Genomic DNA, 12097 nt, shown 5'->3' on the forward strand with positions numbered 1-12097 from the left:
ACCCGTGCCCCGCTTCAGCATCATCGTCCCCGTCTTCAAGGTGCAGGGCTACCTGCGTGAGTGCATCGACTCGGTGCTCGGACAGTCCTGCCCCGACCTGGAGTTGATCGCCGTCGACGACCGCTCCCCCGACGACTGCGGCGCGATCCTCGACGAGTACGCGTCCCGCGACGACCGGGTGCGCGTGCTGCACCTGCCCGAGAACGTGGGGCTGGGGCGGGCGCGCAACGCCGGCCTCGCGCAGGCCCGCGGGGACTATGTCCTCTTCCTCGACAGCGACGACTTCTACACCCCCGGCCTGCTGGCCGCCGTCGCCGACCGGCTGAGAAGCGCCGAGGACCCGGACATCCTGGTCTTCGACCACGTCCGCACCCACTGGTGGGGGCGGGGCGGCCCCAGCGACTCCTCCACCCTGCTGGCCCGCGCCGGCCAGGACGTCTTCGACCTGCGCACCAGCCCCGAGTACGTCCATCTGTTCCTGGTCGCCTGGAACAAGGCGTACCGGCGGGACTTCTTCCAGGGGCACGGCCTCCAGTACGCGCCGGGTCTGTACGAGGACGCGCCGGTCACCTACCGCTCGATGGTGCTGGCCGAGCGCATCGCGTGCCTGAACCGGATCGGCGTGGAGTACCGGCAGCGGCGCCAGGGGGCGATCACCCGGACGCCGGGGCGCCGGCACTTCGACATCTTCCCGCAGTACGAGGGCCTGTTCGCGTTCCTGGAGGGGCGCGACGACCTCGTCTGGGCGCGGCCCCTGCTCTTCGAACGGGCCCTGGACCACATGCTGTTCGTGATCGCCCGCGAGGACCGGGTCACCCCCTCCGACCGGGCCGCCTTCCACCGCGAGATGCGCGCCTTCCACCGCCGTCACCGCCCCGAGGGCTTCGTCCCGCCGGCCGGTCCGCGTGGTACGGAGATGCGGCTGCTGGCGAGGGCGCCGTACGCCTCGTACGCGGCCCTGAGCGGTGCGCGGGGTCTGCGCGGGATCGCCGGGGCGGGCAAACGACGCGCGGCGCAGCGGCTGTCGGCCGCCGCCCAACGCGCCTGGTACACCGCCGGGTCGAGGCTTCCGCTCGATCCGCGTCTCGTCGTGTACTCCTCCTCCCATCACGCGGGCGTGAGCGGTGACCCGGCCGCGATCCACGCCAAGGCCCGGCAGATCGCGCCGGAGTTGCGCGGGGTGTGGGTGGTGCGGGAGGACGCGCTGGACACGGTGCCGGAGGGAGTGGACTACGTGGTGCCGGGCTCGCGGCGCTACCAGTCGGTGCTGGCGCGGGCGACGTACTGGGTGAACAACGTCAACTGGCCCGGCGCGCTGGTCAAACGGCCCGGTCAGGTCCACATCCAGACCCATCAGGGCACCCCGCTCAAGTACATGGGCGCCGACCTGCTGGACAAGCCCGGCGCCCGGCACGGCTTCAGCGTGCCGAGGATGCTGCACCGCGCCGACCGCTGGGACCTCAGCCTGGTCGCCAACCGGCACTCCGAGCTGGTGTGGGAGCGGGCGTACCCCTGCCACTTCACCTCGGCGCGGACGGGCAGCCCGCGCAACGACGTGCTGGTCACCGGTGACGCGGCGCGGGCCGCGGCCGTCCGCGCGCGGCTCGGCGTCCCCGCCGGCCACACCGTCGTGCTCTACGCCCCGACCCGCCGCGACTACTGCCGGGGCGGCCACGTCGACCGCGTCGACCTGGCGCGTTTCGCCGCGGACCTCGGCACGGGCCACACCCTCGTCGTCCGTCTGCACCCGACCCTCGCGACCGGCACGGCACGCGGGTTCGGCCTGGCCGACCTGCACGGGCGAGGTGTCCTGGTCGACGCGACCGACGAACCGCACGTCGAGGATCTGATGCTGGCCTCGGACGTGCTGGTCACCGACTACTCTGCGCTGATGTTCGACTACGCCAATCTGGACCGGCCGATCGTGGTCCACGCCGACGACTGGGGCGCGTACGCGGCGAGCCGGGGCGCCTACTTCGACATCACCGCCCAGTCGCCGGGCCATGTCTCCCGTTCCTACCGGGAGTTGGCTTGGCTGTTCGCGTCCGGCACCTGGAAGGACGAGGAGTCGGCGGCGCTGCGGACCGGGTTCCGGGATCGGTTCTGCGAGTACGACGACGGGCGGGCCGCCGAGCGGGTCGTACGGACGCTGATCCTCGGCGAGGAGATGGCCGCGCCGGGGACGTCCGCCGCGATCCCGGCGCCCGCCGCCGGCCGGGCCCCCTCGATGAGGTGACGGCTACAGCGCGGCCCGGGCGCGCGACAGCGCGGACGCCGGTGCAGGGACGTCCGCGCCGTCTGCCTTCAGGCGGCTCCTACTCGATGACGAGGTCGACCTCGATGTTGCCGCGGGTGGCGTTGGAGTACGGGCACACCTGGTGGGCGGTCTCGACCAGCTTGCGGCCGGTCTCCTGGTCCACGGTGTCCGGCAGCTCCACGCGCAGCGTCACCTTCAGACCGAAGCCCTCGCCCTGCTTGCCTATGCCGACCTCGGCGGTGACGGCGGCGTCGCTGACGTCCACCTTGGCCTGGCGGCCCACGAGACCGAGGGCGCTGCCGAAGCAGGCGGCGTAACCGGCGGCGAACAGCTGCTCCGGGTTGGTGCCCTCACCGTTGCCGCCCAGCTCCACCGGCGGCGCCAGCTTCACGTCGATCTTGCCGTCGTTCGTGAAGGCCCGGCCGTCCCTGCCGTGGGTGGCGGTGGCGACCGCGGTGTAGAGCGCGTCCATGGGAAACCATCCCTTTCGAGTCGTTCGTGTTCCGGCGGCTCTTCCACGGCCGCCGCACGACGACAAGTAGAGCACACAATTCGATTGCGCACAACTAAATAGCTCGCAAGAGCTATCCTGGAGGCATGAGTACGACGCCCACCACCGACTGGCTCCGCCTGGACCAGCAGATCTGCTTCTCCCTGAACGCCGCGTCGCGCGCCTTCGGCGGCGTCTACCGCGTGGTCCTCAAGGACCTCGGGCTCACCTATCCGCAGTACCTGGTGATGCTCGTGCTGTGGGAGCACGGTGACCTGCCGGTCAAGAAGCTCGGCGAGCACCTGCGCCTCGACTCCGGCACGCTCTCCCCGCTGCTCAAGCGGCTGGAGGCGGCGGGTCTCGTCCGCCGTGAGCGCAGCGCCCGCGACGAACGCTCGGTGGAGGTACGGCTCACCGAGGAGGGCACGGCGATGCGCGAGCGCGCCCTTCAGGTGCCGCGCCGCATCGCCACCGCGACGGGCCTCGACGTCGACGAGATCCGCGCGCTGCGGGCCCGCCTGGACGACCTCACGACCGCGCTGGACGCGGCCGTGGCGGAGGAGATGGGAGCAGGCCGGTAGGAGCCGCGAGCCCGTTCATCGGCGCGAGCCGTGTCGTCCGAGCACGGCGGACGTACAGCCGGAGGCTCACACGGCCGCTGCGGTACTGCCACCGGGGCGTGAACTGCTCCGCCAGAGCGGCGAGCTTGGCCCGCTCGACCGGACTGCGCGGAGCGGAGCCGTGGCGGAGGAGGTGGGAGCAGGCCGGTAGGAGCCGCGAGCCCGTTCATCGGCGCGAGCCGTGTCGGCCGAGTACGGCGGACGTACAGCCGGAGGGTCACACGGCCGCTGCGGTACTGCCACCGGGGCGTGAACTGCTCCGCCAGAGCGGCGAGCTTGGCCCGCTCGACCGGACTGCGCGGAGCGGGCCGCCGCGACCCCAGCACCCGCCCGTCCCCGACGACCCACACCCGGTCGACCCCGGCCAGCCGCGCCGACAGCTCGCGCACCCCGACCTCCTCGCCGCTCAACGTCCCCGACCGCGGCCCCGACTCCCGCAACGCGATGTCCCGGGCCCTGCCGAACCCGCCCGGATAGGCCGACTCCGCGATCCGCCAGAACGCCGGCACGAACAGCACGGGGTCGCCGGGCCGGATGTCACGGGCGGCGAGCCCGGAGACTGCGGCGAGGTTCTCGGGCCGGTGCGCGGGGGAACGGTCGTGGCGGTAGAGGGGGAGGTCGTGCGCGGCGACGAGCGCGACAGCGAGGACGCCGGTGAGGGTGAGGAGGGGCGCGCGGGGCAGCGGGCAGCGAGGGACGGGGCCGGGGCGGGCCAGGAACCGCCCGTACGGACCGCGCCGAAGGCCGGTTCCCTCGCTCAGGTCCTCCCGTGGGGAGGGGAAGCCGGGCACGCGACGACCCGGCAGCAAGCGGGACAGGGCCCCGGCCAGCCACTCACCCCCCGCCGCCACCAGCAACGGCGCCCCCGCGAAGGCGTACAGCACATACCGTTCGTGATACAGCGGCTGCACCTGGGAGGCCGTCATCAGCAGGGTCGGCGGCAGTACCAGCAGCGGAACCGCCACCCGCGCGACCCGGGGTACTCCGAGCCCGGCCGCCGCGAGCAGCACTGACGTCCGGAACACCACCCCCGTGGGCCCGGCCGCGACCGCTCTCACGAGGGCGTCGGCCTCCTCCCAGTCCGGCGCCACGAGCCACCCCACCTGCCCGGCCTGTCCATGGGACACCCACACCAGCGGCGCCAGAACGACCGCCACCACCCCCACCGCGCGCCCCCACCCCGCCCACACCCGCCCCGGCGCCCGCGCCAGCAGCAACGTCACGGCGTGCGCGCACACGACCAGCACCGCCATTTCGTGCAGCAGACAGGTGACGGCGAGGACTGCGCCGTAGCCGGCCCAGACCCGCCCCGACCGGCCCTCGAGTCCCGTGACCAGCAGCAGCGTCGCCCCCAGGACGCCCGCCGAGACGATCGCGTAGGACCGCCCTTCCTGCGCGTAGTGGCCGATCAGCGGGGTGACGGCGTAGAGCAGGCCGGACCACAGGCCCACGCGCGGACCGGCCAGCCGCAGGCCCAGCGCACCCACCAGCCCCGCGCTCACCGCCGCCCCGCACACCGACGGCAGCCGCAGCGCGACCTCGTCGGGCCGGACGGCGAGAACGACGTGCAGGACGAGGTAGTAGAGCCCGTGCACCGCGTCCACCGAATGGAGCATCCGCCAGATCTGCCCCACCGTGCGCCGGCCGACGAGGAAGGTGACCGCCTCGTCGCCCCACATACCGCCCCGGTCGAGCCGCCACAGCCCGATCCCGAGCATCACGGCCGCGGGCACCGCCACGGCCAGGACCTCGGGACGCGCCAGTCGGCGCCCCGTGTTCTTACCGTCCCCACGCCTGATATTGGGCTGTTGGCGAGCTCTTACCGACGATTGACGGTGTATCAGCACGTCCACTCCGCTCGCCCGGCTTACGATCCGCCGTGATGAACGCGGAGCCGACCTCAAAGACACGACGTCCTCTTCTCGCCCTCGCGGCCGGCTGGCTCGCCACCCGCGCCGCGATGCTGTGGCTGCTCGCGCTGGGCGGTGTGCCGCTGCTCGGCCACGGCTCGGTCGCCCGGGAGGTGTGGCGGCTGTACCACCACTGGTACGGCGTCCTGGCGCACGGCAGCTTCCCCGTCCACGACCCGCTCTGGCAGTACCCGCCGGGCGCCGGCGCGGTCCTGCTCTCGCCCGCGCTGCTGCCGGGCCTGACGTACTTCCAGGCGTTCGTCGCGCTCACCCTCGCCTGCGACGCGACGATCACCGTGGCGCTGACGATCGCGGGCGCCCGCGGCCACCGCAGCCTCCTCGGCGCGGCGGTGTGGGTGGCCGGCCTCCCCCTCCTGCTGCAGACGCCGCTCGCGCGCTACGACGTCCAGGTGACCGCCCTCGCCGTCCTCTCCCTGCTGGCGTTGCCGCGCTCCACGCGCGCGTGCGGGGCGTTCGCGGCACTGGGCGCCCTGGTGAAGGTGTGGCCGGCGCTGGTGCTCCTCGGCACGCCGAGGGGCCGTATGACGCGCTCGGCGTGGGCGTGGGCCCTGGCCACCGGGACCGTCGCCCTGGGCGTGCTGGCGGCCCTGTTCGCCAACCCCTTCGGGTTCCTGCGCGAGCAGGGCGGGCGGGGTGTGCAGATCGAGTCGCTGGGCGGCACGGTGCTCTCCTTCGCCGTGCACGCCGGCTGGCCGGGGAGGGTGCGCTACCAGTACGGCGCCATGGAGTTCACCGGCCCGTACGTCCGCACGGTCGCCCACGTCTCCCTCGCGCTCACCGCGGTCGCCTTCGCGCTGCTGCTGCTGTGGCGGCTGCGGGCCCGGCGCTGGACACCGGCCACGCCCTACGACGCGGCGCTGAGCGCGGTGCTGCTGTTCACCGTCACCAGCCGGGTGATCAGCCCGCAGTACATGATCTGGCTGGTGGGGCTGGCCGCCGTCTGCCTGACCTCGCGGCACACCGTGCAGCGGCCGGTCGCCGCGCTGGTCCTGGCGGCGACCGCGGTCAGCGCCGTCGAGTTCCCGGTCCTGTACGGCCAGGTCATGGCCTGCACCTGGACGGGCTGCGCCCTGATGCTCGTACGCAACGGGCTGCTCGCGGCGGCCGCCGTGCTGTCCTTCGTCCGGCTGTGGCGCTCCACCTCGCCCGCGCCGCCCCTGCCGCGCGCGCCCCGCCGCTCCCCGGACGCCCGCGGAGCCACCCAGGCCGTCCCGGCGTGAGGTGGGGCCTGCTTCACTGATACCGGACGCGCACCTGCACGCCTCGACCGACTTCGACCGACTTCGACCGACTGAGGGGACGGCCCGCACATGACCTGGCTGATCACCGGCGGCGCCGGTTACATCGGGGCGCACGTCGTGCGCGCGATGACCGGTGCGGGCGAACGGACGGTCGTGTACGACGACCTGTCGACGGGCCTCGGGGAACGGGTGCCGGACGGGGTGCCGCTGGTGGTGGGGTCGACGCTGGACGGCGAGCGGGTAGCCCGCGCCCTCGCGGACCACTGGATCACCGGGGTGGTCCATCTGGCGGCGAAGAAGCAGGTGGGCGAGTCGGTGGAGCTGCCCCTGCACTACTACCGGGAGAACGTCGAGGGCCTGCGCGTCCTGCTGGAGGCCGTCACGGCGGCCGGTGTCCCGTCGTTCGTGTTCTCCTCCTCGGCGGCGGTGTACGGCATGCCGGACGTGGAGCTGGTGACGGAGGAGACGCCGTGCGTGCCGATGTCGCCCTACGGCGAGACGAAGCTGGCGGGCGAGTGGCTGGTCCGGGCCACGGGCCGCGCCACGGGACTGTCCACCGCGTCCCTGCGCTACTTCAACGTGGCGGGCGCCGCCACCCCGGAGCTCGCCGACACCGGCGTCTTCAACCTGATCCCCATGGTCTTCGAGAAGCTGACCGAGAACGCGCCGCCGCGCATCTTCGGCGACGACTACCCGACCCCCGACGGCACCTGCGTACGCGACTACATCCACGTGGTGGACCTGGCCGAGGCCCATGTGGCGGCGGCCCGCGCCCTGCGAGCCTCGCCCGGCCGCGACCTCACCCTCAACATCGGCCGCGGCGAGGGCGTCTCGGTCCGCGAGATGATCGACCGCATCAACGCCGTCACCGGCCACGACCGCCCCCCGACGGTCACCCCCCGCCGCCCCGGCGACCCGGCCCGCGTCGTCGCCTCCGCCGACCGCGCCACCACAGAACTCGCCTGGAAGGCCAGACACGACGTCCAGGGCATGATCACATCGGCGTGGGAGGGCTGGCTACGCCTCCATCCGGAGGCGGCCCGCCACTAGGCTGCGCCGATGCCCAGCCACATCGACCGCGCCCTCGGCGCCGTCCTCGGCTCCGCCGTGGGCGACGCCCTCGGCGCCCCCTTCGAGTTCGGCCCCGAGGGCGCCTTCTCCGCCCGCTTCCCCGACCCGGGGGCGGGCGGCGAGATGTGCGGGGGTGGCGGCTGGGACCCCGGTGAGGCGACGGACGACACACAGATGGCCGTGCTGCTGGGTGAGTCCCTGGTGGAGCGCGGCGACCTGGACCTCCCGGACGTCTTCGCCCGCTTCCGGCGCTGGGCGGCCGCCGACCCGAAGGACATCGGCCTCCAGACGGAGGCGGTCCTGACCAGCGGCGACCCCTGGGACCTGGCGGCGGCACTGCACTTCCAGACGAGCCAACGCGCGGCCGGGAACGGCGCGTTGATGCGGGCCTCGACCTCCGCGGTGCATTTCGCCGCGGCGGGCCGGGAGACCACCATGGACGCCGCCCGCCGCATCGCCGCCCTCACCCACGGGGACCGCGCCGCCTGGGAGGGCACGGCCGTCTTCCACGAACTGGTGCGCGGGGCCCTGAACGGGGGTGATCTCCTCGCCGCCCTCCCGGACACGCTCGCCGCCGTCCACCCCGACCACCGCGAGCGGTACGCGACCGTCCTGGCCGCCGACTGGCATCCGGACCTTGCGACCGAGTTCAACGGCGCCGTCTGGCCGTGCCTCGCCTCCGCCGTCTGGGCGCTGCGGACCACCACCTCGTACGAGACCGCCGTGCGCGCCGCGATCGACCTCGGCGGTGACACGGACACCGTCGCCGCCGTCACCGGCGGCCTCGCAGGAGCCGTGTACGGGGTGGGGGCGATTCCCGAGCGGTGGGTGTCGGTGCTGCACGTGCCGTTGCCGGGGTTCGGCGGCCGGGTGCTGCGTGCGGCCGAACTCGCCGGACTGGCGCGGCGGTTGCTCGGTCGGGAGCGGGGAGGCGCGACCTAGCGGTTGTTCAGGTACGCCAGTACGGCGAGTACCCGGCGGTGGCCGCTGTCGCTCGGGGGCAGGCCCAGTTTCAGGAAGACGTTGCCGATGTGTTTGTGGACGGCGCGTTCCGTGACGACGAGGGTCCGCGCGATGGTGGCGTTGTCGTGGCCCTCGGCCATCAGGGCCAGGACCTCGCGTTCGCGCGGGGTGAGGGAGTCGAGGGGGAGTCCTTGCGTCGGGTGAGGAGTTCGGTGACGACCTCGGGGTCGAGAGCCGTGCCCCCGGCCGCGACCCGCTCCAGCGCGTCGAGGAACTCGTCCACCCGGCCGACCCGGTCCTTGAGCAGATAACCGAGCCCGCTCGCCCCGCCGGTGAGCAGTTCGGCGGCGTACGACTCCTCGACGTACTGGGAGAGCACCAGGACGGGAAGTCCGGGAATCTCGGCCCGTGCCGCCAGCGCGGCGCGCAGCCCCTCGTCCCGGAAGGCGGGCGGCATACGGACGTCCAGCACGGCCGCGTCGGGCCGGTGCTCCAGCAGCGCGGGCAGGATCTCCGGGCCGGTGGCGGCGACCGCCACGACCTCGTGCCCCGCGGAGGTCAGCAACAGGACGAGCCCCTCCCGCAGCAGGGCGTTGTCCTCGGCGATCACGACTCTCACGGCAGTTCCGCCTCGACTCCGGTCACCGCGCGCGGCGACGACTTCCGGCGACCGGCGACCGGCGACCGGGCCACCGCAGCTTACTCACAGCGCCTTGATCGCCTCGGCGGTGGCCCGGGCGAGCGCCCCGAGGTAGCCCTTGGGCAGCTTCGGGCTGCGGATCACCACCGAACGCCAGTACAGCGGCCCGGAGATCAGGTCGAGCGCCAGCTCGTCGTCGTGCCCGGCCCGGATCTCGCCGCGCTGCTCCGCCGCCACGAGGATCTTGCTCGCCACGCCCTCCTGCCCGTCCCGCAGCGCCTTCTGCACGGCCTCGGCCATGTCGGGGTTGCGGGCCGCCTCCGCCTGGAGGTCGGGCAGGATCTGCGAGGCCAGCGGGTGCCGCAGGGCGCGCGAGGTCACCTCGTAGAGCAGCCGCAGATCGTCCTCCAGGGAGCCCGTGTCCGGGGCCGGCAGGCCCTGCACCGCGAGGGCGGAGACGATGTCGAGGACCAGGTGCAGCTTGGAGCGCCAGCGGCGGTAGACCGCGGTCTTGCCGACGCCCGCCCGGCGCGCGATCCCCTCGATGGACATGCGCGCGTAGCCGACGGACGCGAGCTCCTCGAAGACGGCCGCCCGGATGGCCTCCGTGACGTCCTCACGGAGCACGGCCGCCCCTGCTGGGGTCCGGCGGCGCGGACGCGTCTGAGGCTCCTCGGCGTTCGTCGTCATGCGGACCAGCATAGGGCGTTGCGACGATACGGTCCCGTCCCCACGCGGAACGTGGCGACGACACGGTCCCGGTCCCACGCGGCACGTCACGACGGCACGGTTCCGTCACCGCGCAGAGCGTCACGACGGAACGGTCCCGTCCCACCGGACCATGTCCGCCGCCCGCCCGGTACCCGCCTGCGCGAGATGCGTCACAACGAAACGGTAACGGCCCCACACTGGTCGTCACGACGATACGGTTGCGTCCCGACGGACTCCGTGACGACGAAACGGTTGCGTCCCGACGGAGTACGTGACGACGAAACGGTTGCGTTCCGACGCCGAAACGGCCTACGCTCACGTTGCGACGATACGGCCCCGTCCCGACGTAAGAAAACGTGAAGAGATGCGTAAGGAAACGCCGGGCAACGTGACCGTGCCGGCCGACGGGCCGGACGCCGCACACCCCTCCCCCCGAGTGAAAGCAGCGGATGTGAGCCAGGTCCTCGACACACCGCCCCCGACGCCGGTCCCGGCCGACGACGACCTCGCGGCCCTCGCCGCCCGCCACGGCCTCTCGGTCAGCGGCGCCCGCCCCTCCCTGCCGGAGTACGTCCGGCAGCTGTGGGCCCGGCGCCACTTCATCGCCGCCTTCGCCACCGCCAAGCTCACCGCCCAGTACAGCGAGGCGAAGCTCGGCCAGATCTGGCAGGTGATGACCCCGCTGCTGAACGCGGCGGTCTACTACTTCATCTTCGGCGTGCTGCTGAACACCAAGCGCGGTGTGCCGGACTACATCCCGTTCCTGGTCACCGGCGTGTTCATCTGGACGTTCACGCAGAGCTCGATCATGGCGGGCACCCGCGCCATCTCCGGCAACCTCGGCCTGGTGCGGGCCCTGCACTTCCCGCGGGCCGCGCTGCCGATCTCCTTCGCCCTGCAGCAGCTGCAGCAGTTGCTGTTCTCGATGGCCGCCCTGGTCGTCATCCTGCTCGGCTTCGGCGTTCCGGTCTCCTTCTCCTGGCTGCTCGCGATCCCGGCCCTGGTGCTGCAGTTCACCTTCAACACCGGCGTCGCGCTGATCATGGCGCGGATGGGCGCCAAGACCCCCGACATCGCCCAGCTGATGCCGTTCGTGCTGCGCACCTGGATGTACGTCTCCGGCGTGATGTGGAGCATCACCCGGCTGACCAAGGGCGACCACCTGCCCCACTGGGTGACGCTCGCGCTGGAGACCAACCCGGCGGCCGTCTACATCGACCTCATGCGCTTCGCGCTGATCGACAGCTTCCACGCCAAGCAGTTGCCCCCGCACGTGTGGGCGGCGGCCACCGGCTGGGCCCTGCTCGCCGGCGTGGCCGGCTTCGTCTACTTCTGGAAGGCTGAGGAGATGTACGGCCGTGGCTGAGTACACCGACGAGCGCGTCCCCACCGTCGTCTGCGACGGCGTCGACATCATCTACCGGGTCAACGGCACCGGCGCCGGCCGGGGCTCCGCGACCGCCGCCCTCAACCGCATGCTGCGCCGTCAGCAGACCGAGAAGGCGGCCGGCGTGCGCACGGTGCACGCCGTGAAGAACGTGTCCTTCGTCGCGTACAAGGGCGAGGCCGTCGGCCTGATCGGCACCAACGGCTCCGGCAAGTCGACCCTGCTGAAGGCGGTCGCCGGCCTGCTGCCGGTGGAGAACGGCCACATCTACACCGACGGCCAGCCCTCCCTGCTCGGCGTCAACGCCGCCCTGATGGGCGACCTGACCGGCGAGAAGAACGTCTACCTCGGCGGCCTCGCGATGGGCATGTCCCGCGAGGAGGTCAAGGAGCGCTACCAGGACATCGTCGAGTTCTCCGGCATCAACGAGAAGGGCGACTTCATCACCCTGCCGATGCGCACCTACTCCTCCGGCATGGGCGCCCGACTGCGCTTCTCCATCGCCGCCGCCAAGGACCACGACGTCCTCCTCATCGACGAGGCGCTGGCCACCGGCGACCGCTCCTTCCAGAAGCGCTCCGAGGAACGCATCCGCGAACTGCGCCAGCAGGCGGGCACGGTGTTCCTGGTCAGCCACAACAACAAGTCCATCCGCGACACCTGCGAGCGGGTGCTGTGGCTGGAGCGCGGCGAGCTGCGCATGGACGGACCGACGGAAGAGGTCATGGAGGCCTACGAGGAGTTCACCGGCGGGGCGGACAAGCCGAAGGCCGCCTGAACACCGCC

At 72.6% G+C, this 12097-nt stretch carries 9 protein-coding genes and 2 pseudogenes; 7 read left to right on the forward strand and 4 right to left on the reverse strand.

Translation table 11 applies throughout. The features are described from left to right. Positions 1 to 4 precede the first annotated feature (4 nt). Positions 5 to 2236 carry a bifunctional glycosyltransferase/CDP-glycerol:glycerophosphate glycerophosphotransferase gene (locus tag MKW14_RS08150; RefSeq protein ID WP_240860364.1) on the forward strand — a complete coding sequence of 744 codons (2232 nt, stop codon included), beginning with the start codon at positions 5 to 7 and terminating at the stop codon, positions 2234 to 2236. 79 nt (positions 2237 to 2315) lie between these two features. Here MKW14_RS08150 and MKW14_RS08155 read toward each other — a convergent pair whose 3' ends face one another. After that, positions 2316 to 2729, reverse strand: coding sequence for an organic hydroperoxide resistance protein (locus MKW14_RS08155; protein ID WP_133046253.1), 414 nt, complete (start codon positions 2727 to 2729; stop codon positions 2316 to 2318). Between the two features lie 125 nt (positions 2730 to 2854). Here MKW14_RS08155 and MKW14_RS08160 point away from each other — a divergent pair, with 125 nt between their 5' ends. Then, positions 2855 to 3328, forward strand: coding sequence for a MarR family winged helix-turn-helix transcriptional regulator (locus MKW14_RS08160; RefSeq protein ID WP_240860366.1), 474 nt, complete (start codon positions 2855 to 2857; stop codon positions 3326 to 3328). 1178 nt (positions 3329 to 4506) lie between these two features. Here MKW14_RS08160 and MKW14_RS41235 read toward each other — a convergent pair. Further along, positions 4507 to 5085, reverse strand: a pseudogene (locus tag MKW14_RS41235) (glycosyltransferase family 39 protein); the annotation flags it as partial. A gap of 164 nt (positions 5086 to 5249) precedes the next feature. Here MKW14_RS41235 and MKW14_RS08170 point away from each other — a divergent pair. From MKW14_RS08170 to MKW14_RS08180, 3 genes are all read left to right on the forward strand, one after another. After that, positions 5250 to 6518, forward strand: a complete 1269-nt coding sequence (locus MKW14_RS08170; RefSeq protein WP_240860367.1) for a glycosyltransferase 87 family protein — start codon at positions 5250 to 5252, stop codon at positions 6516 to 6518. 90 nt (positions 6519 to 6608) lie between these two features. Then, positions 6609 to 7589, forward strand: a complete 981-nt coding sequence (gene galE / locus MKW14_RS08175) for a UDP-glucose 4-epimerase GalE (protein WP_240860369.1) — start codon at positions 6609 to 6611, stop codon at positions 7587 to 7589. 9 nt (positions 7590 to 7598) lie between these two features. Continuing rightward, complete coding sequence (locus tag MKW14_RS08180) at positions 7599 to 8552, forward strand: ADP-ribosylglycohydrolase family protein (RefSeq protein WP_240860370.1); 954 nt, start codon at positions 7599 to 7601, stop codon at positions 8550 to 8552. Here MKW14_RS08180 and MKW14_RS08185 read toward each other — a convergent pair. Next, positions 8549 to 9192, reverse strand: a pseudogene (locus tag MKW14_RS08185) (response regulator). The gene MKW14_RS08180 and the pseudogene MKW14_RS08185 overlap by 4 nt on opposite strands. A gap of 84 nt (positions 9193 to 9276) precedes the next feature. Continuing rightward, complete coding sequence (locus MKW14_RS08190) at positions 9277 to 9915, reverse strand: TetR/AcrR family transcriptional regulator (protein WP_240860372.1); 639 nt, start codon at positions 9913 to 9915, stop codon at positions 9277 to 9279. A 460-nt stretch (positions 9916 to 10375) separates the two neighbouring features. Here MKW14_RS08190 and MKW14_RS08195 point away from each other — a divergent pair, with 460 nt between their 5' ends. Further along, the gene (locus MKW14_RS08195) at positions 10376 to 11290 is read left to right on the forward strand and encodes an ABC transporter permease (protein WP_240860479.1); all 915 of its coding nucleotides are present in this window, start codon (positions 10376 to 10378) and stop codon (positions 11288 to 11290) included. Then, entirely contained in the window at positions 11283 to 12089 is an 807-nt protein-coding gene (locus MKW14_RS08200; RefSeq protein WP_240860373.1) for an ABC transporter ATP-binding protein, read from the forward strand. The genes MKW14_RS08195 and MKW14_RS08200 overlap by 8 nt, the downstream gene beginning before the upstream one ends. Positions 12090 to 12097: the final 8 nt, after the last annotated feature.

This window comes from Streptomyces gilvus, assembly GCF_022513565.1.
GTDB classification, from domain to species: domain Bacteria; phylum Actinomycetota; class Actinomycetes; order Streptomycetales; family Streptomycetaceae; genus Streptomyces; species Streptomyces gilvus.